This window comes from Staphylococcus sp. HMSC06C11 (assembly GCF_001808345.1).
In the GTDB taxonomy this organism is placed as follows: domain Bacteria; phylum Bacillota; class Bacilli; order Staphylococcales; family Staphylococcaceae; genus Staphylococcus; species Staphylococcus capitis.
The window spans coordinates 38264-60788 of the sequence record NZ_KV793030.1; the positions used below are offsets into that span (position 1 = coordinate 38264).

A 22525-nucleotide genomic window follows, 5' to 3' on the forward strand; every position below is an offset into this window, starting at 1 on the left:
TGTCTACACTCCTGAGAACTTAATAATATATAGGATAATTGCAATTGGTATTAATGTTAATAAAGCAAATGTATCTCTTAGACGCCAATGTAATAACCTATAACTCGTACGTTTAACATTCATATCATATCCTCTAACTTCCATCGCTATTGCTAATTCTTCGGCTCTTTGGAAAGCAGAAATAAATAACGGAATCATTAAAGGGATGAATGCTTTTATTCTAGTTACTATGCTACCTGAACTTATTTCGGAACCTCTTGATTTCTGAGCTAAGATAATTTTTTCTAATTCATCCATTAACGTAGGAATAAATCTTAATGCAATGGACATCATCATGCTTAATTGATGCACTGGCACCTTAACTAGCTTTAGAGGTGATAATAATCTTTCAAATGCATCAGTCAAATCTATAGGGCTAGTAGATAATGTCATTATTGTCGCAATCATAACAATAAATATAAGTCTTAGAGAGATATAGATACCTTCAAGAACACCATCGGACTCTATTGTAAGGATTCCCCAATGAAAAAGTATCTTACCCCCATTGGTAAAGAAAATATGCATAAAAAAAGTAAATATTAAAAAGAAAAATATAGGCGTGAGACCTTTCATTAAAAACCCGAATGGTATTTTAGATAATTTCATAAAACCAATTATAAGTAAAAATATCCATGCGTAAGTTCCAAACGAATGGCAAAAGAAAATATAGACTATAAACATAAAAACAAAGATAAGTTTTGCTCTAGGATCAAGATGATGTACAATCGAATGATTTGGGAGATAACGTCCAATGATTAATTTATTTTTCATTCTGCCACTCCCTATATAAACTCGCAAATTCTTCTTCGTTTAACGCTAATTTAGGTAAAGTAGTATTATACTTATATTCAAAGTCTTTTTGTAATTTTACTATGTTGGGCAAAGTAATATGCCAATCTTCTAATTGGCTTGTAAACCTAAATAACGCTCTCGGCTCTTTAGTTTCTACCACTCGCCCTTTATTTAGGACTATGACCTCGTCAGCATAACGTGCGACATCATTCATGTCATGTGAAACAAGAATGATTGTCTTGTTTTCTTCTATTTGTATGCGTTTAATTAAAGACATGATTTGTTTTTTACTTTGTGGATCTAAACCTGCTGTCGGCTCATCTAAAATAATAACTTCAGGATTCATAGATAATATAGATACGATTGCTATTTTTCTCATTTGCCCGCCAGACATTTGAAAAGGAGAAAGAGACATAATATCTCTAGAAAAACCTAAATCTAATAATAATTGATAAGACTTTTCCTTTACCTTTTCTAAGTCCAATTTAAAATTTTTAGGGCCAAACTCTATTTCTTTTTCTACACTATCTTCAAATAATTGAGATTCAGGAAATTGGAAGACCATTCCTACCTTTTTACGAATAGGTCTTAAGTATTTATCTTTAGTTTTATGAGATATTTCTATTTCATCAAATGTAATAGACCCTTTTGTTGGTTTTAAAAGTGCATTAATATGCTGAATTAAAGTAGATTTGCCACTACCTGTTTGACCGACTATAGCGTAATAATTACCTTGTTCAAATGTTAAATTGACATCTTCTATTGCATTATACTCATATGGCGTTCCTTTTTGATAAGTGTAGCTGACATTATTCATCTGTATAGTCATAACTTTTTGACCAACCCTTCGTAAGTAACAAATGACGAATCGAAACCTAATCGTTGATTTATTTTCATAGAGAAAGGTAAATCCAAACCTATAGCAGTAAGTTCATCTGTATATTTAAATATTTCTTGAGGGGACCCCTGTTTGAATACCGTTCCATTATTCATCACGATAACATTATCTGCTTCAATAACTTCATCTAAATCATGCGTGATTGAAATAATCGTAACGTCATTATCCTCTTTAACTTCATGAACGAGTTTTAAAAGTGATGCCTTTGCATTAGGATCAAGCATTGTCGTCGCCTCATCTAAAATTATAACAGACGGGTTTAGTGCTAGAACTCCAGCTATAGCAACGCGTTGCTTCTGCCCTCCTGAGAGCGAATGTGGTTCATAATCAGCTTTATCTAACATATCTACTTCCGATAAGGAACGATCGACAATCTTTTGCATCTCATCATGAGGTACGGCATGATTTTCAAGGCCAAATGCCACATCAAACTTTACTGTAGAACCAACAAATTGATTATCAGGATTTTGAAATACAATACCTATGTGATTTCTAACTTCTTGAATACTATTAATATCAATTTTTTTATTTTTAAATAGTATATGTCCTTCATTAGCTTTCTCAATTCCGACTATTAATTTAGCAATAGTTGATTTACCTGACCCATTGTGTCCAACAATTGAAGTCCATTTTCCAGAAGGAATTGTAAAACTAACGTTATTTAATGTAAAAGCCGCATCACTTTGATACTGAAATGATACATTATTAAATTCAATGATATTATCAAGACTTTTCACATTAAACAACTCCTTAAACTCGAATATTGAATATTACTTTAAATATTTTACAATAATTCAATTTATCTGTATATCACATATGAGTTATTTACATCGAACTAAATAGGTATTAGATAAAAATAAAAAGCTGGGACATATAGCATTAAAAATGTCTCAGCTTAAATAAAAAAATAAGTGACTGATATTAAGTCGAATGACTATAACCTCTATATAATATCAGTCTTATTTACTAAAATTGGACAACGAAATAGAGGTTAAAACTGAATTTTTAGTCCAATTCAAATAAAAAAGCGCGCACCCCATCAAATTGTTGAGTTCACGCTTATAGAAAATATTTAGTTAGATGGGGTACTCTGAGCTAGACAATATTTGTATGTGGCAAACATTATCGTTGCACTCATTTGCTTTATATATAAGTAGTAAGTGTATTTATTAAGGTAAGGGTAAGGATAATGAAATCTAATTGTAAATTATCCTACCCTATTTAAATTATACTAATTCGATAATTACTGATTCAGCACCGTCACCGCGACGTGGGCCTACTTTAAGGATACGAGTGTAACCACCTTGACGTTCATTATAACGTTCAGCGATTTCACCGAATAATTTTTGAAGAGCAGTTTGTGTTGATTCATCTTCATTTAAGATTTCAACATTACGTAAAGTTTTAGCTGCATTACGACGAGAAGCTAAATCTCCTTTTTTACCTAAAGTGATTAATTTCTCTACAACACTGCGAACTTCTTTAGCACGAGCTTCTGTAGTTTCGATACGTTCACTTACGATAAGAGATGTCGCTAAGTCACGTAACATTGCTTTACGTTGATCAGAAGTACGACCTAATTTTCTGTAACCCATGAGTTAACCTCCTTTATCAATCTTCTTTTCTTAATCCTAATCCTAAATCTTCTAATTTATATTTAACTTCTTCTAGAGATTTACGACCTAAATTACGCACTTTCATCATGTCAGCTTCAGATTTATCAGCTAACTCTTGTACAGAATTGATTCCTGCGCGTTTTAAGCAGTTATATGAACGTACTGATAAGTCTAATTCTTCGATAGACATTTCAAGTACTTTTTCTTTTTGATCTTCTTCTTTTTCAATCATGATTTCAGCATTTTGAGCTTCATCAGTTAGACCTACAAAGATATTCAAGTGTTCAGTCATTATTTTAGCTGCTAATGATACTGACTCTTGTGGAGTGATTGAACCGTTAGTCCAAACATCTAAAGTTAATTTATCAAAATCACTACTTTGACCTACGCGTGTATTTTCTACAGTGTAGTTAACACGTTCTACAGGTGAATATAGTGAATCAACAGGAATTACACCAATTGGTAAATCACTAGTATTATTCTGTTCAGCTAATGCGTAACCTCTACCCTTATTAGCAACAAGACGCACTTTAAGATGTCCACCTTTAGACACTGTTGCGATTTTAAGTTCTGGATTTAAAATCTCAACATCGCTGTCGTGAGTAATGTCACTTGCAGTTACTTCGCCTTCATCTTTAACATCGATTTCAAGAGTTTTGTCTTCTTCAGAGTAAATTTTTAATGCTAATTTTTTAATGTTCATAATAATTGTTGAAACATCTTCTACAACATTGTCTACTGCTGAAAATTCGTGTAAAACTCCTTCAATTTCGATGTACTTAACGGCTGCACCTGGTAATGAAGATAGTAGGATACGACGTAAGGAGTTTCCTAGTGTAGTACCGTAGCCACGCTCAAGTGGTTCAACAACGAACTTACCGAATTTAGCATCTTCACTAATTTCAATTGTCTCAATTCTAGGTTTTTCAATTTCTATCATTTACAAATATCCTCCTTAAATACGTCGACTAGATTTAAACTGTTTGCTCAGTGACCTGTAACAATACAATCATAAATTAGACGCGACGACGTTTTGGTGGACGACAACCGTTGTGAGGTACTGGAGTAACGTCTCTAATTGCAGTTACTTCTAATCCTGCAGATTGTAATGCACGGATAGCTGATTCACGGCCAGGGCCAGGTCCTTTAACTGTTACTTCAACAGTTTTTAAACCATGCTCCATAGCTGATTTAGAAGCTGTTTCTGAAGCCATTTGTGCTGCGAATGGTGTTGATTTTTTTGATCCTTTGAATCCTAATGCACCAGCTGATGACCAAGATAATGCATTACCGAATTCATCAGTGATAGTTACGATAGTATTATTGAATGTTGAACGGATATGAGCTACACCGTTTTCAATATTCTTTTTCACTCTACGTTTACGAGATACTTGTTTACGTGCCATTATTTTTTGCCTCCTTTACCTATTATTTTTTCTTATTAGCTACTGTTTTAACTGGGCCTTTACGAGTACGTGCGTTGTTTTTAGTTTTTTGACCACGAACTGGTAAGCCACGACGGTGACGAATTCCACGGTATGATGAAATTTCCATTAAACGTTTGATGTTTAAGTTTTGTTCACGACGTAAGTCACCTTCTACTTTGTAGCTATCTACAACTTCACGGATACGACCTAATTCGTCATCAGTTAAATCTTTAACGCGAGTATCTGCTGATACGTTAGCTTCTTCAACAATTTTGTTAGCAGTTGAAGTACCGATACCATAAACGTATGTTAATGAGATAACAATGCGTTTTTCACGTGGGATATCCACTCCTGCAATACGTGCCATATTAATTTACACCTCTCTTTTATTAACCTTGTCTTTGTTTGTGCTTAGGATTATCACAAATTACCATTACTTTACCTTTACGTTTAATGACTTTGCATTTTTCGCAAATTGGTTTTACTGATGGTCTTACTTTCATTTTTATACCTCCCTATATTATGGAGTGACGATTATTTATAACGATAAGTAATTCTACCGCGTGATAAATCATACGGAGACATCTCAACAGTTACTTTGTCGCCAGGTAGAATACGAATGTAATTCATTCTGATTTTACCACTTACGTGCGCTAAAATCTCATGACCATTTTCTAATTCTACTTTAAACATTGCATTTGGTAAAGTATCTAATACAGTACCTTCTAATTCAATTACATCTTGTTTAGCCATTGATTAACTTCCCCCTTTTTGCAATAGTAAGGTAATCGTCAATAGACAACTTAACGATACGAATCTATTCGTGACTAATTAATATAAGTTTAACAAAAATACGGGAATTAAAAATCGTTATTTGTCACTCATTTTATTAAATTTTACTCAAATATTCACTAAGCAATAGACCGTATAGTGTTGATCTATTATAAATGATCTAAGATATCAATGACATCGTTGGTTACTTCTTCAATATCTTTTGAACCATCAATGTTTTTCAAGACACCTTTTTCATTGTAATACTCTAAAATAGGTTTAGATTGTTTTACATTAACGCTCAAACGATTTGATACTGTTTCTGGATTGTCATCTTCTCGTTGATATAACTTTCCACCATCGATATCGCAAATACCGTCAACTTTTGGAGGATTAAATACAAGATGATAAGTTGTACCACATTTCTCACAAATACGACGACCTGTAAGACGATTCATAAGTTCTTCCTCAGGAACTTCGATATTGATAACTGCATCAATTTCTCTATCAAGCTCAGACATAATACTATTTAATGCCTCAGCTTGTTCGATAGTTCGAGGGAATCCATCTAGTAAGAATCCTTTTTTTGCATCGTCTTCAGAAATTCTTTCTTTAACGATACCTACAGTAACTTCATCAGGAACTAATTCTCCACGATCCATATATGATTTAGCTTCTTTACCTAAATCAGTTTCATCTTTAATCGCTTTTCTGAACATGTCACCAGTAGAAATATGTGGTATTGGGAATTTCTTAACAATTTCACTCGCTTGAGTTCCTTTACCTGCGCCAGGTAAACCCATTAAAATGATATTCATAAGTGCCCTCCTACAAATTATCTACCACCAAAGCCTTTGTACTCTTTTTGAGTCACTTGAGCTTCTAATGTCTTCATAGTTTCAATAGCTACCCCGATAACAATTAATAAGCTCGTACCACCAATTTGAATTGATTGTGGTAAGCCCATAAATTTAGTTGCTACTATAGGTAAAATAGCTATAACTGCTAAGAATATAGAACCTACAAATGTCAGTCTGTAAAGAACTTTAGTAATATATTTTTTGGTTTGTTCACCAGGTCTTATACCTGGGACATAACTACCTTGCTTTTTAAGGTTATCAGCCATCTTTTCAGGATTAACTTGAACAAATGCATAAAAATATGCAAAAGCAATAATTAATACAATATAAACGATCATTCCAATATTACTTGATGGATTGGCAGTGTCCGCAATATTCTGTGCCCATTCAGCTTTAGGGAAGAATAAAGTCAACGTTCTTGGTAATAAGAAAAACGCCATCGCAAAGATTACTGGAATAACCCCGGCTGAGTTAACTTTTAAAGGTAGATAAGTTGCTTGTGTACCTAATCGTTGAGTAGATTGTTTCTTTGCATATTGAATTGGAATTTTACGCTTAGCTTCAAGTACAAATATAGCACCAACCGTTAGTAAGATTAATGCTACGATTAAGCCAGCAATTTTTAACCATGCTAGTGAAGTATCATCTTGACCAACAAATAAAGATTGGCCAAATTGTTCTATACTAGATGGCAATGTAGATAAAATCCCAGCAAAGATGATAAGAGAAATACCATTACCAACACCAAACTGAGTGATTTGGTCACCAAGCCAAATTAAGAAAGCTGTTCCTGCTGTTAAAACAACTGCAATCAATAAATAACTCATAATTGATTTATCCATAATCAATTTGCCACCAAGATAATTGTTAAATTGGAAAGCCATGCCTATTGATTGGATAAAAGCTAGAATAATAGCGAAATAACGTGTTACATTATTAATTTTTCTTCGACCCATTTCACCTTGCTTAGCCCATTCAGAGAACTTAGGCACAATATCCATTTGCAATAATTGCATTACAATGGATGCGGTGATATAGGGCATGATACCCATCGCAAAGATAGAGAAACGTTTCAAGGCACCGCCACCAAAAGTATTTAATAACTCAGTGGCACCTTGAGAACCCTGCGGATGGTTAAATGCTTCAGGATTTACACCTGGAGCAGGAATATACGTTCCTATTTTAAAAATTACTAACATTGCTAGAGTGAAGAAAATCTTGTTACGCACTTCTTTAGTTGTAAAGAAACGCACAAGCGTTTGAAACATTAGATCACCTCGTGTGCTCCACCTTTAGCATCAATAGCTTCTGCTGCTGAAGCTGAGAATTTATGAGCTTTCACTGTTAATTTCTTATCAAGTGAACCATTACCTAGTACTTTAATACCAGATTTTTCATTCTTAACTACACCAGATTCTACCAATAAAGCTGGAGTTACTTCAGTACCATCTTCAAATTTATTAAGTTGGTCTAAGTTAACAATAGCATATTCTTTACGGTTAATGTTAGTGAAACCACGTTTAGGTAAACGACGGAATAGAGGTAATTGTCCACCTTCAAATCCTGGTCTTACTTTACCACCTGAACGTGCTTTTTGACCTTTTTGACCACGGCCACTAGTTTTACCGTTACCAGTTGCAGCACCACGACCTACACGGTTACGTACACGACGTGATCCTTCAGCTGCTTTTAACTCATGTAATTTCATTTCGGCACCTCCTTAATTATTTTTCTTCAATTGTTAATAAATGTTTAACTTTGTTGATTTGCCCACGGATAGCAGGGTTATCTTCAACAACTACTGAACTATTAGTTTTTTTAAGACCTAATGCTTCAACAGTTTTACGTTGTGTTTCAGGACGACCAATAACACTACGAGTGAGGGTAATTTGTAATTTAGCCATAACTTATTTTCCCTCCTTAATTGTATAATTCTTCTACAGATTTGCCACGTAATTTAGCAACATCTTCTGCATTTTTTAAGTTTTGTAAACCATTGATTGTCGCACGAACCATGTTAATTGGAGTATTTGATCCTAATGATTTACTTAAGATATCAGTGATTCCAGCTAACTCTAATACCGCACGAACAGGTCCACCAGCGATTACCCCAGTACCAGGTGCAGCTGGTTTCATTAATACGCTACCTGAACCATAGCGACCAGTAATAGTGTGAGGAGTTGTACCTTCAACACGTGGAACAACTACTAAATCTTTTTTAGCTGATTCTACAGCTTTTTTGATAGCTTCAGGTACCTCTTGAGCTTTACCAGTACCGAAACCTACACGACCATTTTTATCACCTACAACTACTAATGCAGTGAAACGGAAACGACGACCACCTTTTACTACTTTAGCAACACGGTTTATCGTAACAACGCGTTCTTCAAATTCTTTAGTTTCTTCTTCTCTACGAGCCATGAATGTGTCCCTCCTTTAAATTAAAATTCTAATCCGCTTTCTCTAGCAGCATCTGCTAATGCTTTAACACGTCCGTGGTATAAATAACCTCCACGGTCGAATACGATTTCTTTAATACCTTTATCGTTTGCTTTTTTAGCAATTGTTTGACCTACTTTAGTTGATAAATCAACTTTAGACGCAGATTCGTTTGCAATGTCTTTATCTTGTGATGAAGCTTGAGCTAAAGTTTCGCCTTTAACATCATCAATAATTTGAGCGTAGATGTGTTTGTTTGAACGATACACATTTAAACGTGGCTTTTCAGCTGTACCTGATAATTTAGTACGAACACGAGCATGTCTTTTCAAACGTACTTTATTTTTATCAATTTTACTGATCATTTCAATACTCCTTTCTTTAGAGTGTTATCTATTATTTACCAGTTTTACCTTCTTTACGGCGAACATATTCACCTTGGTAACGAATACCTTTACCTTTATAAGGTTCTGGAGGTCTTACTGAACGGATGTTAGATGCAATCGCACCAACTTGTTCTTTAGAAACACCAGATACTTTAACAGTTGTGTTTTTCTCAACAGCAAAAGTAATACCGTCTTCAGCTTTAATTTCAACTGGGTGAGAATAACCAACATTTAGTACTAAGTCATTACCTTGCATTTGCGCACGGTAACCAACACCAACAAGTTCAAGTGATTTTTCGAAACCTTGAGAAACACCTAGTACCATATTATTTAATAAAGCACGAGTTGTACCATGGTCTGTTCTATCTTCTTTAGAATCAGAAGGTCTTACAACTTCGATTGTGTTTTCTTCTTGTTTGAATGTCATTCTTTCATTTAAAGTTCTTTCTAATTCACCTTTTGGACCTTTAACAGTTACATGATTATTATCAAAAGTTACTGTTACGTCACTAGGAATGTTAATAATTTTCTTACCAACACGACTCATGTTATGGCACCTCCTTATTAATTAATTACCAAACGTACGCGATAATTTCTCCACCTACGTTACGTTTTCTTGCTTCTTTATCAGTGATAACACCTTCAGAAGTTGAAACTAATGCAATACCTAAACCATTTAATACTTTAGGTACTTCGTTAGCTTTAGCATATACACGTAAACCTGGTTTAGAGATACGTTTTAATCCTGTGATAACACGTTCATTGTTTTGACCATATTTTAAGAATAAACGAATAACACCTTGTTTATCGTCTTCTACGTATTCAACGTTTTTAATGAAACCTTCGTTTTTTAAGATTTCAGCGATTTCTTTTTTAATATTAGATGCAGGTAATTCTAACTTCTCGTGACGAACCATGTTTGCATTTCTAACACGAGTAAGCATATCTGCGATTGGATCTGTCATTGTCATTGATTGTTGCCTCCTTTCAGACTCTTAATTATTACCAGCTAGCTTTACGTACGCCAGGAATTTGGCCTTTGTAAGCTAATTCACGGAAACAAATACGGCATAATTTAAATTTACGATATACAGAATGTGGACGACCACAGCGTTCACAACGAGTATATTCACGTACAGCGAATTTTTGTTTTTTTTGTTGCTTAGCAACCATTGAAGTTTTAGCCACTTAATTAGCCTCCTTTTTAGAGATTATTTACGAAATGGCATACCGAAGTTTGATAATAACTCACGAGCTTCCTCGTCAGTATTAGCAGTTGTTACGATAACAATATCCATTCCTCTAACTTTACTTACTTTATCATAATCAATTTCAGGGAAAATTAATTGTTCTTTAACACCTAAAGTGTAGTTACCGCGTCCATCAAAAGCTGTTTTAGAAACGCCTTGGAAGTCACGTACACGAGGTAATGATACTGCAATAAGTTTATCTAAGAATTCATACATTCTTTCACCGCGAAGTGTTACTTTAGCACCGATTGGCATACCTTCACGTAAACGGAATGTTGCAACTGATTTTTTTGCTTTAGTTACTAATGGTTTTTGACCAGTAATTAATTCTAACTCTTCTACAGCATTATCTAATACTTTAGAGTTTTGAACTGCGTCACCTACACCCATGTTCACTACGATTTTTTCGATTTTAGGTACTTCCATTACTGAACTGTAGTTGAATTTTTTAACTAAGTTCTCAGTAACTTCAGAGTTATACTTTTCTTTTAAACGGTTCAAAGTGGATCCTCCTTTCAACTAGTTATTAATTATTAGATTTGATTTCTTCGCCTGATTTTTTTGCAACGCGAACTTTTTTACCATCAACAATTTTGTATCCTACTCTTGTAGGTTCGTTTGTTTTAGGGTCTAATAATTGTACGTTAGAAACATGGATTGCTGCCTCTGTTTCTAAGATTCCACCTTCAGGATTTAATTGAGTTGGTTTTTGGTGTTTTTTAATTACGTTAACACCTTCCACAACGACACGGTCTTTTTTAGGTTCAGTCGCTACAACTTTACCTTCTTTACCTTTGTCTTTACCTGCGATAACTTTTACGTTGTCACCTTTTTTGATATGCATGTGGGCACCTCCTTAAATAGTATGATTGGTAATTTTTGTATTATAGTACTTCTGGTGCTAATGATACGATTTTCATGAAGTTACCTTCACGTAGTTCACGAGCAACAGGACCAAAGATACGAGTACCACGTGGGCCTTTGTCATCACGGATGATAACACATGCATTTTCATCAAATTTGATATATGAACCGTCGTTACGGCGAACACCTGATTTAGTACGAACTACAACAGCTTTTACAACGTCGCCTTTTTTAACAACGCCACCTGGTGTTGCATTTTTAACAGTACATACGATGATATCACCGATATTCGCTGTTTTGCGACCAGATCCACCTAATACTTTAATTGTAAGAACTTCACGAGCACCAGAGTTGTCTGCTACTTTTAAACGTGTTTCTTGTTGGATCATTCGTTAAACCTCCCTTATCTCTAATCTTGATTAAATAATTACTGACTCTTCAACAATTTCTACTAAACGAAAACGTTTTGTTGCTGATAAAGGACGAGTTTCTTGAATTTTAACAATGTCTCCTAATTTAGCTGAATTGTTTTCATCATGAGTTTTGTATTTTTTAGAGTATTTTACTCGTTTACCGTATAATTTGTGAGTTTTGTAAGTTTCTACAAGAACTGTAATAGTTTTGTCCATTTTGTCTGAAACAACTCTACCTACATAAACTTTACGATCGTTTCTTTCGCTCACTTTCGTAACCTCCTCTTTCAATTATTATTGATTAGCCTTACTTTGTTCAATTTCTCTTTCACGAGCAACAGTTTTTAGACGTGCAATCGTTTTTCTTACTGTGCGAATACGTGCAGTTTCTTCTAATTGACCTGTAGCTAACTGAAAGCGTAGGTTAAAAAGCTCTTCTTTTGAAGATTTGATTTGTTCTTCGATTTCTGAAGTGGTTAAGTCTCTAATTTCCTTAGCTTTCATTTGTTTCACCACCCAATTCTTCACGTTTTACAAACTTAGTTTTTACTGGAAGTTTGTGACTTGCTAAACGTAATGCTTCACGTGCAACTTCTTCAGATACACCAGCTACTTCGAATAAGATTCTACCAGGTTTAACGACTGCAATCCAGCCTTCAACCGCACCTTTACCGGCACCCATACGTACTTCTAAAGGTTTTTTAGTATACGGTGTATGAGGGAAGATTTTAATCCAAACTTTCCCGCCACGTTTCATGTAACGTGTCATTGCAATACGAGCAGATTCGATTTGACGAGATGTGATCCAAGACGTTGTAGTTGCTTGTAAACCATACTCACCAAATGTTACGTAGTTACCGCCTTTAGAACGACCAGTTGTTTTTGGACGATGTTGACGACGATATTTTACACGTTTTGGTAGTAACATTATTATTTTCCTCCTTCACTAGTGTTCTTAGTAGGAAGAACTTCTCCACGATAAATCCATACTTTAACGCCTAATTTACCATAAGTAGTGTCGGCTTCAGCGTGTGCGTAATCGATGTCAGCACGTAAAGTATGAAGTGGAACAGTTCCTTCTGAATATTGTTCAGCACGAGCGATGTCAGCTCCGCCTAAACGACCTGATACTTGAGTTTTGATACCTTTAGCACCAAGTTTCATAGCTCTTGTTATAGCTTGTTTTTGTACACGACGGAATGAAGCACGATTTTCTAATTGACGTGCGATATTTTCAGCTACTAAACGAGCATCAATATCAACTTTTTTGATTTCAATTACGTTAATGTGTACTTTTTTATCTGTTAAAGCGTTTAATTTATTACGAAGTTTTTCAATTTCTGAACCGCCTTTACCAATTACCATACCTGGTTTACCAGTGTGAATAACAATGTTGATACGGTTAGCAGCACGTTCAATGTCTACATGAGAAACTGATGCTTCTTTAAGTTCTTTATCAATAAATTTACGGATTTTTAAATCTTCGTGTAATAATGAAGCGAAGTCTTTTTCAGCATACCATTTCGCTTCCCAGTCACGGATAACTCCGACACGAAGTCCGATTGGATTAATTTTTTGACCCACAGTATTCCCTCCTTAGAAAGTTATTAAGCTTCTTTAGCTTCTTCTTTACCGTCACTTACGACGATTGTAATGTGGCTTGTACGTTTATTAATTGCACTTGCACGACCTTGTGCACGTGGGCGGAAACGTTTTAAAGTTGGTCCTTCATTTGCATATGCCTCTTTGATAACTAATTCATCAGTGTTCATGTCATAGTTATGCTCTGCATTTGCTAAAGCGGACATTAATACTTTTTCGATTACTGGTGATGAAGCTTTGTTAGTTAATTTTAAAATAGCAATAGCTTCAGCAGCATTTTTACCTCTGATTAAGTCAAGAACTAATCTTACTTTACGAGGTGCGATTCTTATTGTTCTAGCAACCGCTTTTGCTTCCATTAGGATTTCCTCCTCTACTTATTAAAATTATCTTCTAGTTTTCTTGTCGTCTGCAGCATGTCCTTTAAATGTACGAGTAGGAGCAAATTCACCTAATTTGTGACCTACCATATCTTCTGTTACATATACAGGTACATGTTTACGTCCATCGTATACTGCAAAAGTATGACCGATGAAGTTAGGGAAAATTGTAGAACGACGAGACCATGTTTTAATTACTTGTTTCTTTTCACTTCCGTCTTGTGCTTCTACTTTTTTCATTAAGTGATCATCGACGAAAGGTCCTTTTTTAATACTACGAGCCATTTGGGCGCCTCCCTTCTTATTGTGTGCGTGCAGCTTTTAAGCCGCACACCCAAATAAGTTGTTATTATTATTTTCTCTTACGTCCACGAACGATAAGTTTGTCTGATGATTTTTTACCACGACGTGTTTTCTTACCAAGAGTTGGTTTACCCCATGGTGACATTGGAGATGGTCTACCGATTGGTGCACGACCTTCACCACCACCGTGTGGGTGATCGTTAGGGTTCATAACAGAACCACGAACTGTTGGGCGAACGCCTTTCCATCTAGAACGTCCAGCTTTACCAACGTTAACAAGTTCATGTTGTAAGTTACCAACTTGACCGATAGTAGCACGGCAAGTAGATAAGATCATACGTACTTCACCAGATCTTAATCTGATTAATACATATTTACCTTCTTTACCTAATACTTGTGAGCTAGCACCAGCTGAACGAGCAAGTTGTCCACCTTTTCCTGGTTTTAACTCAATGTTATGAATTACAGTACCAACTGGAATGTCTTGTAGTGGTAAAGCATTACCTACTTTAATATCAGCTTCTGAACCACTTTCAACAGTTTGACCTACTTGTAATCCTTTAGGTGCGATGATATAGCGTTTTTCACCATCAGCATATACTAATAAAGCGATGTTTGCTGAACGGTTTGGATCATATTGAATTGAATCTACTTTAGCAGTGATTCCATCTTTATTACGTTTGAAATCGATAACACGGTATTGACGTTTATGTCCTCCACCATGATGGCGAACAGTCAATTTACCTTGGTTGTTACGTCCCGCTCTTTTCGGTAGCGGTTGTAATAATGACTTTTCAGGTGTTGTCTTTGTGATTTCTGCGAAATCCAAAGTAGTCATATTACGACGACCATTTGTTATTGGCTTATATTTTTTAAGAGCCATTGTCGCTTACCTCCTTATTGGTAATTTATTTTTAGTTAAATAAGTCGATTGAACCTTCTTTTAATTTAACAATCGCTTTTCTTCTTTTATTTGTATAGCCTTGATAACGGCCCATACGTTTTTTCTTAGGTTTATAGTTCATGATATTAACACTTTCAACTTTTACATCGAAGATTTCTTCTACAGCAATTTTGACTTGTGTTTTATTAACACGAGTATCAACGTCGAAAGTATATTTATCTTCTGCCATAGCTTCTGAAGATTTCTCAGTGATTACGGGGCGCTTAAGAATATCTCTTGCTTCCATTATCCGAGCACCTCCTCAACTTTTTTAGCAGCAGCTTCAGTGATTACTACACTGTCAGCGCTTGTAATATCTAAAACGTTTAATCCTTGTGCAGTTGAAACTTGTACTCCAGGGATGTTGCGTGCTGATAATTCAACATTTACATCTTCGTCTTCAGTAACAACTAAAACTTTTTTAGGTTGTTCAAGAGTAGATAAAACATTTTTGAATTCTTTTGTTTTTGGAGCGTCAAAACCGAAAGAATCAACAACTGTAAATCCATTTTCTTGAACTTTGAAAGATAATGCAGAACGTAAAGCTAAACGACGCATTTTCTTAGGCATTTTGTATGAATAACTTCTTGGAGTTGGTCCGAATACGATACCACCACCGCGCCATTGTGGAGCACGGATTGTACCTTGACGTGCACGACCTGTTCCTTTTTGTCTCCATGGTTTACGTCCGCCACCACGTACAGCTGAACGATTTTTAACAGCGTGTGTACCTTGGCGTAATGACGCACGTTGTAAGTTAATAGCTTCGAAAAGAACGCTATTATTAGGTTCAATAGCGAATACTGAATCGCTTAATTCAACTGAACCAGATTTAGATCCGTCTACTTTTAAAACATCATAATTAGCCATTATGCAATTTCCTCCTTTCGCTTCTTGAATTATTTATTACCTTTTTTAATTGAAGTTGTGATTTCTACTAAGCCTTTTTTAGGTCCAGGTACGTTACCTTTAACTAAAATTACGCTATTGTCAGTGTCTACTTGAACGACTTCTAAGTTTTGAACAGTTACAGTGTTTCCACCCATGCGACCTGGCATTTTTTGTCCTTTAAATACTCTTGAAGCGTCTGAAGCCATACCTACAGAACCTGGCGCTCTGTGGAAATGAGAACCGTGACCCATTGGTCCACGTGCTTGACCATGACGTTTGATAGCACCTTGGAAACCTTTACCTTTTGAAACACCTGTAACATCAATGATGTCACCAGTTTCAAATGTATCAACTGAGACTTCTTGACCTACTTCGTATTCGTCAACGTTAACGTTGCGGAATTCACGAATGAAGCGCTTAGGTGCTGTGTCAGCTTTTTTAGCGTGACCTTCAGCTGGCTTATTTGCATATTTATTAGATTTAGAACCTTTTTTATATGCTTGTTTGTCTTCAAATCCAACTTGGATTGCGTTGTAACCGTCAACTTCTTCAGTTTTCTTTTGTAATACAACGTTTTGGCTTGCTTCTACTACTGTTACTGGGATTAATTCACCGTTTTCACCGAAAACTTGTGTCATCCCGATTTTTCTTCCTAAGATTCCTTTGGTCATCGAAAGTCCACCTCCTAAAAATTTCTATTATAATTTAATTTCGATGTCTACACCTGAAGGTAAGTTTAAGCCCATAAGAGCATCAACTGTTTTAGGTGTTGGGTTAACAATATCGATTAAACGTTTGTGAGTACGTTGTTCGAATTGTTCACGAGAATCTTTGTACTTATGCACGGCACGAATGATTGTATAAACTGATTTTTCAGTTGGTAACGGAATTGGTCCAGAAACATCTGCACCAGAACGTTTTGCAGTTTCAACAATTTTCTCTGCTGATTGATCAATCACACGGTGATCATAAGCTTTTAATCTGATTCTGATTTTTTGTTTTGCCATAATTTTCCCTCCTTGTTCGTCTACATTTAAGTGATAGACTTCTCCACGAAAACTATCTCACACAACGCCATGGCAAAGCGGCCGGGTGTGTCAGTAACCTTTCGCTTCATCGCTTTTCATAAAGTCCAACATTAGATATGTTACATGAAAAACACCGATAAATCAAGGTTTTTCAGTAACTTTCTATATATCTGTCTAACACATACTTGATTATTGTACTTGAAATAAAGAGCTTGTTCAACCGTTTTATTGAAATTTTTTACTTTTATTTTAGTTCATTTCCTAAACGGAAACATATTAATATATTTATAACGTTAGCTTTAATATAATAGGAAGAGAATAGGAGTGATTAGATGAAAAACGGAGTTAAAATGACTTTAGCAATTTTAGGGGTTTTCCTTATCATTTGTGAATTTTTCTATGGGATTCCTTTTTTAGGTGGTAGTGTCATTTTAAGTTTTGGTTGGCAACCATTATTACTTAATGCATTTCTCTATCTTATTATTACAATTATTTTACTTGTAGATACTCAAAATTCTATTAAACCAATGGTTATTATACCGATTTTAGGTATCGTAGGATCATTTATTGCATTTATCCCAGTGGTTGGTATGGTAGTACATTGGATTTTATTCTTCTTAATGATATTTTTTGTATTCATTGTTTTATCTGCTCCAACTTATCTACCAAATAAAGATGCTCGAGTAATCTACACTCAATATAAGAACGATAATAGAGAAAAAGAAGAAATTCATAGATAAATATCACTTATAATAGTAGAAAAAGGTCGGCCCATATATGGGTCGACCTTTTTTATTATTTATGAACAAACACAAAGTAAAGTATAAATAATGCCATGAGTACATACATAATAGGATGTACTTCTTTATGTCTTTTTGTTATAACCATTGTAAGTGGATAGAATATAAATCCACACGCAATACCTGTAGCAATAGAATATGATAAAGGCATCATAATAATGGTAATAAATGCAGGAACCGCAACTTCAAATCGTTTCCAATTGATTTCAGCAAAGTTAGAAGCCATTAACACACCTACAACTACTAAAGCAGGTGTAGTCACAGCACTTGTAACCACTTCGATAAGTGGACTAAAGAATAGTGCAAGTAAGAAACAAATACCAGTTACAATACTAGCAAAACCTGTACGGGCACCTACCGCTACACCTGATGTAGATTCTATGTATGAAGTAGTTGTTGTTGTACCAAAAATTGCTCCCACAATCGTAGCAAGTGAATCTGAGAAAAGCGCTCTTCCCGCTCTAGGTAATTTATTATCTTTCATGATACCAGCTTGTGTTGCAACAGCTACAAGTGTACCTGCCGTATCAAAGAAGTCAATGAATAAAAATGTTAAAATGACGATTAAAAATTGAACTGTGAATAATTGACCAGGATCTTTAAATGATTCAAACGCTACACCAAAAGTTGGTTTAATACTAGGAATATGACCTACAATTCCTGATGGAGTATGGATTTGACCTGTAATCATACCTACAATCGCTGTAATAATCATCCCTATAAATATAGAACCTGGTACTTTTTTAGCGTATAAAATAACAGTAATTATAATTCCAAATATCGCTAATAATACTGGCGCTTTAGTTAAGTGACCAAGTGTAACAAGTGTTGAATCATTTTTAATAATGATTCCAGAACTTTGAAGTCCTACAAAGGTGATAAACAATCCTATACCTGCTGAAACAGCCATTTTCATCTGATAAGGTATAGCATTAATAATGATTTCCCTTAATCCTGTGGCAGTTAAGATAGCAAAGAACACCCCAGAGAAAAGTACGCCGGTTAAACCTACTTTCCATGGAATTCCCATTGTAAGCACAACAGTAAATGCGAAGAAAGCATTTAATCCCATTCCTGGCGCTAAGGCTATTGGATATTTAGCGATAAGTCCCATAAATAAAGAACCAACGAAAGCAGCTAATGCAGTGGCAACAAAAATTGCTCCTTGGTCCATTTTCATATCGCTAGAAACACCTTTTACCCCAGCCAAACTTAAAACTTGAGGATTTACGGCAAGGATATAAGCCATAGATAAAAACGTCGTGATACCACCTAAAATTTCATTTCTATAATTTGTTCCATGCTTATCGAACTGAAAGTATTTTTTCACGGTAAATGCTCCTTTATTTGAAATACTTTAATATTTTAATACCTAAATTCACAAAAAACAATACCAAAAACGAACCTTTGGTTATATTTATATTTTTTCGTTCGCTATTTTTTAAAGTTTTAAATTTTTTAAAGCGTCTTTAAATGGATTATTATCTATCTCTTCTGTATTATTCATATATTTCTTCATTTCTTTACGTGAAACTTTACCGTTAGTTTTCTCTTTCATACGCTTATTCATTTGAGCTTGTGTTTCAGAATGACCACAAACACATCTGTATACTGCCTCTTTCCCTCTTCCAAATAAAGTCATTTTCTTCTTACAATTAGGACAACGCGCATTCGTTTTACGTTGAACATTTTTCTTAGTTTTACAAGAGGGGTCTTGGCATACAAGCATTTGACCATTTTTAGTTTTTACTTTGATCATGAACTTACCACATGTAGGACATTCGGTCGTAGTTAAATTATCATGTTTATATTTTTGTTCACTATTTTTAATTTTGTCTACAATTTGTTTAGTGAAGTCTCTCATTTCGTTCATGAATTTCTGAGAGTTATATTTCCCTTGTTCAATAAGAATCAACTTTTCTTCCCACTGAGCAGTTAAAAGAGGTGATGTTAATTGATCAGGTGATAACTCTAAAATTTGTTTACCTTTAGATGTAACTTTGATTTTACCATCTCTTGATTCAAGTGCATTCATATTAAAAAGCTTATCAATAATGTCTGCACGAGTTGCAACTGTCCCTATTCCTCCAGTTTGTTTAAGAGTTTGAGCATACTTTTTATTACTAAAATTAATATAATTTTGTGGATTTTCCATCGCTTTTAATAGAGAACCTTCATTAAAATAATCAGGTGCTTTCGTTTCATGTTCATGAATATTCACTTTTTGAACTTTGAACTTAAGATTTTTAGTAAATCGATGTGATGATGTTTGACGTAATTCCTCTTCTTTAAGTGCCTTAAAACCTAATTGTTTAGGAATGTTTTCTTTCAATGTAAAGATTAAATCTTTTATACCAAAGTTAATCACAACATTTTCATATTCGTAAGGTTTCATTAAAGTTTCTAAAAATCTTTGAACAATAATTGTATAAATTTTTAATTCTCGTTGACTGAGTTGATCAAGTGATGGTCTTACTTCCGTAGGTATAATGGCATGGTGATCTGATACTTTTCCATCATTAAATATATTCATTTTAGGTGAAAATGACTGACTCATAAGTTCTCGCACATGGGCTTTATATTCTGTAGCGAGTAAGGCTTGTAAACGTTCCTTAATCGTATCCACCATATCATTCGTTAAATAATTAGAGTCAGTACGTGGATACGTCACAATTTTATGTCTTTCATATAAGTTTTGTAATGTATTTAACGTGTCCTTCGGTCCCATTTTAAAACGTCGATACGCGTCTTGTTGTAAATCCGTTAAGTTATATAACATTTGTGGGTACATTTTCTTATGCTTAGTTTTTATATCTAATATTTTGCCTTCTTGGTTTTTTACTTGTTGTGCAAGTGCTTCTAAATCTTCTTTATTTTTATAACGTTTATTTGAATCTAATTGAAAGTCGTACCCATCTACCTTAATTGATAATGTATAGTACTTCTCAGGTTGGAAATGATTGATTTCTTCCTGTCTAGATTGCACTAATTGTATAGTTGGTGTTTGAACACGTCCTAGTGATAATTGTGCATCATACTTTGTTGTCAGCGCACGTGTGGCATTAATACCTACAATCCAATCCGCTTCACTCCTCGCTAATGCAGCCTGATAAAGATTATGATATGCACGTCCATCTTTTAAATGTTTAAAACCGTTCTGAATGGCCTTCTTAGTTACCGAACTAATCCATAACCGTTGAATTGGTTTCTTGTTGCCAACTTTATCAAGTATGAGCCTTGCGACAAGTTCCCCTTCTCGCCCCGCATCAGTTGCTATAATGATGTTGTTCACCTTTTTATCCATTATTAATGATTTTACAGTTTTAAATTGCTTACTCGTTTTACCAATAACAATAGTCTTCATATGTTTAGGTATAATAGGTAAATCCTCAAGTTTCCATTCTTTATATGAAACATCATATTGTTCTGGTGTTGCATTTGTGACTAAATGACCTAATGCCCAAGTCACGATATATTTTTCATTCTCAATATATCCATTCTTTTTCTGCTTGATATTTAATGCCTCAGCTATATCTCGAGCTACCGAAGGCTTTTCAGCTAATATTAAGGATTTCATGATAACTTCCCTTCTGAAAATGAATTTGACGTTAGCTTAATTTTTACAATAATAATTTTTGAATCGTAAAGAAGAACTCTCTCAAAATATTTTTTCAAAATTAAACTTATTCATTGAATAGTATTAGTCATATTGTAACATGTGTATCTATCGATAAACTTTCATTTCTCTATAAATATAATATAATTGAAGAAAGACTATAAGAGGCGGAGGTAGAATGATGAATATCGTTCAATTGCGTGAACCACAAAAAATAAAAGCTTTTATAGACTCATCTCGTTACCTATCAACATCTTATTTATATAAACTACCTCAAGAATATGAGGATTTTGACACATTATTAAATGAAGCTATTACTCATCCAGGCGTGATTGCAATGACTGAAAATAATCAAATTCAAGCGTTGATACTTGCTTTCTCATATGATAATCATCGGTACAAAATAATAGGACCATTTATTGCACAAGACTTTACTTTGACTGATAATCAATTCAAATTACTGTTTGATAAATTGATAGAACAACAACCGGATGAATCCATATTCAACTTTTCATTTGAAGAAGGTGTCCAAGAATATAAAACCTATATGAAGACAATCCATGCTAGTTATAATTTTACTGATTATTATTTGGAAGCACAAAAAGACCTTGGAGATCATCTTAATAATCAAAATATCATCGAATATCAAAAAGGTTTCTATCGTGCATTTAGCAAATTACATATGATGACCTTTAAACATAACGCAATGACTCCGGATGAAATTATAGAATCACTAAATGAACATAATCGATTATTTATATTTGTAAGTGAAGGTCTATTGAAGGGGTATTTATACTTACAAGTCGATACTGAACGCAACAATGCCGAAATTAAGTACTTTAGTTCCCATATGGATTATCGACTCAAAGGGATTGCTTTTGATTTACTTGAGTATGCTTTGAAATACGCTTTCGAGCATTATACTATTCACAAAGTCTACTTTAAAATACGTAATAAAAATAGCAAATTGGTTGAACGTTTCAACGAGTTGGGCTTCCAAATTAACTATGAATATAAGAAATATAAATTTGAACCTAGACATTTGCACCAGGATTTCTCAAGTTGATTAGTACACTTACACATAATTAATTTTATACTTTAACCGTAAACGACTGTTTATAAATATCTTGTATACATAGAGTGTTTATAGACTTAACTTAGTTTACGGTTTTTTTATTAGACATTTCTCAAACTTTTACTTTGAGTT

36 protein-coding genes are annotated in these 22525 nt (G+C 34.4%); 2 read left to right on the forward strand and 34 right to left on the reverse strand.

What is annotated here, in order from left to right:
* Nucleotides 1–3: 3 nt before the first annotated feature.
* The 32 genes from HMPREF3154_RS00190 to rpsJ form a co-directional block, all read right to left on the reverse strand.
* Nucleotides 4–810 (reverse strand): energy-coupling factor transporter transmembrane component T family protein, encoded by an 807-nt coding sequence (locus HMPREF3154_RS00190; RefSeq protein WP_002432289.1) that lies wholly within the window; start codon nt 808–810, stop codon nt 4–6.
* Nucleotides 800–1660 carry an energy-coupling factor transporter ATPase gene (locus tag HMPREF3154_RS00195; RefSeq protein ID WP_002432586.1) on the reverse strand — a complete coding sequence of 287 codons (861 nt, stop codon included), beginning with the start codon at nt 1658–1660 and terminating at the stop codon, nt 800–802. The genes HMPREF3154_RS00190 and HMPREF3154_RS00195 overlap by 11 nt, the downstream gene beginning before the upstream one ends.
* On the reverse strand, nt 1657–2466 hold the full coding sequence (locus HMPREF3154_RS00200; RefSeq protein ID WP_023351309.1) for an energy-coupling factor transporter ATPase: 810 nt from the start codon (nt 2464–2466) through the stop codon (nt 1657–1659). The genes HMPREF3154_RS00195 and HMPREF3154_RS00200 overlap by 4 nt, the downstream gene beginning before the upstream one ends.
* A gap of 489 nt (nt 2467–2955) precedes the next feature.
* Nucleotides 2956–3324, reverse strand: a complete 369-nt coding sequence (gene rplQ / locus HMPREF3154_RS00205; protein ID WP_002432926.1) for a 50S ribosomal protein L17 — start codon at nt 3322–3324, stop codon at nt 2956–2958.
* 16 nt (nt 3325–3340) lie between these two features.
* Entirely contained in the window at nt 3341–4285 is a 945-nt protein-coding gene (locus tag HMPREF3154_RS00210; protein ID WP_002453783.1) for a DNA-directed RNA polymerase subunit alpha, read from the reverse strand.
* Between the two features lie 76 nt (nt 4286–4361).
* Nucleotides 4362–4751 (reverse strand): 30S ribosomal protein S11, encoded by a 390-nt coding sequence (gene rpsK / locus HMPREF3154_RS00215; protein ID WP_000101625.1) that lies wholly within the window; start codon nt 4749–4751, stop codon nt 4362–4364.
* Between the two features lie 22 nt (nt 4752–4773).
* Nucleotides 4774–5139 carry a 30S ribosomal protein S13 gene (rpsM, locus tag HMPREF3154_RS00220; RefSeq protein WP_002432712.1) on the reverse strand — a complete coding sequence of 122 codons (366 nt, stop codon included), beginning with the start codon at nt 5137–5139 and terminating at the stop codon, nt 4774–4776.
* Nucleotides 5140–5161: 22 nt separating this feature from the next.
* Nucleotides 5162–5275, reverse strand: coding sequence for a 50S ribosomal protein L36 (gene rpmJ / locus HMPREF3154_RS00225; RefSeq protein WP_001829709.1), 114 nt, complete (start codon nt 5273–5275; stop codon nt 5162–5164).
* A 31-nt stretch (nt 5276–5306) separates the two neighbouring features.
* Nucleotides 5307–5525, reverse strand: a complete 219-nt coding sequence (infA, locus tag HMPREF3154_RS00230) for a translation initiation factor IF-1 (protein ID WP_001829792.1) — start codon at nt 5523–5525, stop codon at nt 5307–5309.
* Nucleotides 5526–5713: 188 nt separating this feature from the next.
* A complete protein-coding gene (locus HMPREF3154_RS00235; RefSeq protein ID WP_002432905.1) occupies nt 5714–6361 on the reverse strand; it encodes an adenylate kinase in 648 nt (215 codons plus the stop codon).
* 17 nt (nt 6362–6378) lie between these two features.
* Nucleotides 6379–7671 (reverse strand): preprotein translocase subunit SecY, encoded by a 1293-nt coding sequence (secY, locus tag HMPREF3154_RS00240; protein WP_002432720.1) that lies wholly within the window; start codon nt 7669–7671, stop codon nt 6379–6381.
* Entirely contained in the window at nt 7671–8111 is a 441-nt protein-coding gene (gene rplO, locus HMPREF3154_RS00245) for a 50S ribosomal protein L15 (RefSeq protein ID WP_001829796.1), read from the reverse strand. The genes secY and rplO overlap by 1 nt, the downstream gene beginning before the upstream one ends.
* A 16-nt stretch (nt 8112–8127) precedes the next feature.
* Nucleotides 8128–8307 carry a 50S ribosomal protein L30 gene (gene rpmD / locus HMPREF3154_RS00250; RefSeq protein ID WP_002432330.1) on the reverse strand — a complete coding sequence of 60 codons (180 nt, stop codon included), beginning with the start codon at nt 8305–8307 and terminating at the stop codon, nt 8128–8130.
* A 16-nt stretch (nt 8308–8323) separates the two neighbouring features.
* Nucleotides 8324–8824, reverse strand: coding sequence for a 30S ribosomal protein S5 (gene rpsE, locus HMPREF3154_RS00255; protein ID WP_002432477.1), 501 nt, complete (start codon nt 8822–8824; stop codon nt 8324–8326).
* Between the two features lie 20 nt (nt 8825–8844).
* Nucleotides 8845–9207, reverse strand: coding sequence for a 50S ribosomal protein L18 (gene rplR / locus HMPREF3154_RS00260; RefSeq protein ID WP_002432656.1), 363 nt, complete (start codon nt 9205–9207; stop codon nt 8845–8847).
* Nucleotides 9208–9238: 31 nt separating this feature from the next.
* Complete coding sequence (gene rplF / locus HMPREF3154_RS00265) at nt 9239–9775, reverse strand: 50S ribosomal protein L6 (RefSeq protein WP_002432506.1); 537 nt, start codon at nt 9773–9775, stop codon at nt 9239–9241.
* A gap of 25 nt (nt 9776–9800) precedes the next feature.
* Nucleotides 9801–10199, reverse strand: a complete 399-nt coding sequence (rpsH, locus tag HMPREF3154_RS00270) for a 30S ribosomal protein S8 (RefSeq protein ID WP_002432853.1) — start codon at nt 10197–10199, stop codon at nt 9801–9803.
* A gap of 31 nt (nt 10200–10230) precedes the next feature.
* Nucleotides 10231–10416: a type Z 30S ribosomal protein S14 gene (locus HMPREF3154_RS00275; RefSeq protein ID WP_001829713.1), complete on the reverse strand. Its 186-nt coding sequence runs from the start codon at nt 10414–10416 to the stop codon at nt 10231–10233.
* Nucleotides 10417–10439: 23 nt separating this feature from the next.
* Nucleotides 10440–10979, reverse strand: a complete 540-nt coding sequence (rplE, locus tag HMPREF3154_RS00280) for a 50S ribosomal protein L5 (protein WP_002432757.1) — start codon at nt 10977–10979, stop codon at nt 10440–10442.
* 25 nt (nt 10980–11004) lie between these two features.
* Nucleotides 11005–11322: a 50S ribosomal protein L24 gene (gene rplX, locus HMPREF3154_RS00285; protein ID WP_002432326.1), complete on the reverse strand. Its 318-nt coding sequence runs from the start codon at nt 11320–11322 to the stop codon at nt 11005–11007.
* Between the two features lie 40 nt (nt 11323–11362).
* Entirely contained in the window at nt 11363–11731 is a 369-nt protein-coding gene (gene rplN / locus HMPREF3154_RS00290) for a 50S ribosomal protein L14 (RefSeq protein WP_002432661.1), read from the reverse strand.
* A 30-nt stretch (nt 11732–11761) separates the two neighbouring features.
* Nucleotides 11762–12025, reverse strand: a complete 264-nt coding sequence (rpsQ, locus tag HMPREF3154_RS00295) for a 30S ribosomal protein S17 (protein WP_002432741.1) — start codon at nt 12023–12025, stop codon at nt 11762–11764.
* A gap of 24 nt (nt 12026–12049) precedes the next feature.
* Nucleotides 12050–12259, reverse strand: a complete 210-nt coding sequence (rpmC, locus tag HMPREF3154_RS00300) for a 50S ribosomal protein L29 (protein ID WP_000644737.1) — start codon at nt 12257–12259, stop codon at nt 12050–12052.
* Nucleotides 12249–12683 carry a 50S ribosomal protein L16 gene (rplP, locus tag HMPREF3154_RS00305; RefSeq protein ID WP_002432945.1) on the reverse strand — a complete coding sequence of 145 codons (435 nt, stop codon included), beginning with the start codon at nt 12681–12683 and terminating at the stop codon, nt 12249–12251. The genes rpmC and rplP overlap by 11 nt, the downstream gene beginning before the upstream one ends.
* Before the next feature lie 2 nt (nt 12684–12685).
* Nucleotides 12686–13339, reverse strand: coding sequence for a 30S ribosomal protein S3 (rpsC, locus tag HMPREF3154_RS00310; protein WP_070474213.1), 654 nt, complete (start codon nt 13337–13339; stop codon nt 12686–12688).
* 23 nt (nt 13340–13362) lie between these two features.
* A complete protein-coding gene (rplV, locus tag HMPREF3154_RS00315) occupies nt 13363–13716 on the reverse strand; it encodes a 50S ribosomal protein L22 (protein ID WP_002432623.1) in 354 nt (117 codons plus the stop codon).
* Nucleotides 13717–13743: 27 nt separating this feature from the next.
* Nucleotides 13744–14022 carry a 30S ribosomal protein S19 gene (rpsS, locus tag HMPREF3154_RS00320; RefSeq protein ID WP_001829710.1) on the reverse strand — a complete coding sequence of 93 codons (279 nt, stop codon included), beginning with the start codon at nt 14020–14022 and terminating at the stop codon, nt 13744–13746.
* Nucleotides 14023–14089: 67 nt separating this feature from the next.
* The gene (gene rplB, locus HMPREF3154_RS00325) at nt 14090–14923 is read right to left on the reverse strand and encodes a 50S ribosomal protein L2 (protein ID WP_002432890.1); all 834 of its coding nucleotides are present in this window, start codon (nt 14921–14923) and stop codon (nt 14090–14092) included.
* 31 nt (nt 14924–14954) lie between these two features.
* Nucleotides 14955–15230: a 50S ribosomal protein L23 gene (gene rplW / locus HMPREF3154_RS00330; protein ID WP_002432715.1), complete on the reverse strand. Its 276-nt coding sequence runs from the start codon at nt 15228–15230 to the stop codon at nt 14955–14957.
* Nucleotides 15230–15853: a 50S ribosomal protein L4 gene (gene rplD, locus HMPREF3154_RS00335; protein WP_002432772.1), complete on the reverse strand. Its 624-nt coding sequence runs from the start codon at nt 15851–15853 to the stop codon at nt 15230–15232. Before rplD ends, rplW begins: the two co-directional genes overlap by 1 nt.
* A 29-nt stretch (nt 15854–15882) precedes the next feature.
* Entirely contained in the window at nt 15883–16545 is a 663-nt protein-coding gene (gene rplC / locus HMPREF3154_RS00340) for a 50S ribosomal protein L3 (protein WP_002453788.1), read from the reverse strand.
* A 27-nt stretch (nt 16546–16572) separates the two neighbouring features.
* Nucleotides 16573–16881, reverse strand: a complete 309-nt coding sequence (gene rpsJ, locus HMPREF3154_RS00345) for a 30S ribosomal protein S10 (RefSeq protein ID WP_001118667.1) — start codon at nt 16879–16881, stop codon at nt 16573–16575.
* Nucleotides 16882–17234: 353 nt separating this feature from the next.
* On the opposite strand from rpsJ, the gene HMPREF3154_RS00350 reads away from it, so the two are divergent.
* Entirely contained in the window at nt 17235–17642 is a 408-nt protein-coding gene (locus tag HMPREF3154_RS00350) for a hypothetical protein (protein WP_002432654.1), read from the forward strand.
* A gap of 55 nt (nt 17643–17697) precedes the next feature.
* Here HMPREF3154_RS00350 and HMPREF3154_RS00355 read toward each other — a convergent pair whose 3' ends face one another.
* Both HMPREF3154_RS00355 and HMPREF3154_RS00360 read right to left on the reverse strand, forming a co-directional pair.
* Entirely contained in the window at nt 17698–19032 is a 1335-nt protein-coding gene (locus tag HMPREF3154_RS00355) for an NCS2 family permease (protein ID WP_002432350.1), read from the reverse strand.
* A gap of 111 nt (nt 19033–19143) precedes the next feature.
* Nucleotides 19144–21279 (reverse strand): DNA topoisomerase III, encoded by a 2136-nt coding sequence (locus HMPREF3154_RS00360; protein ID WP_049326491.1) that lies wholly within the window; start codon nt 21277–21279, stop codon nt 19144–19146.
* Nucleotides 21280–21499: 220 nt separating this feature from the next.
* Here HMPREF3154_RS00360 and HMPREF3154_RS00365 point away from each other — a divergent pair, with 220 nt between their 5' ends.
* Nucleotides 21500–22384 carry a GNAT family N-acetyltransferase gene (locus HMPREF3154_RS00365; protein WP_023351306.1) on the forward strand — a complete coding sequence of 295 codons (885 nt, stop codon included), beginning with the start codon at nt 21500–21502 and terminating at the stop codon, nt 22382–22384.
* The last annotated feature ends 141 nt before the right edge of the window (nt 22385–22525 follow it).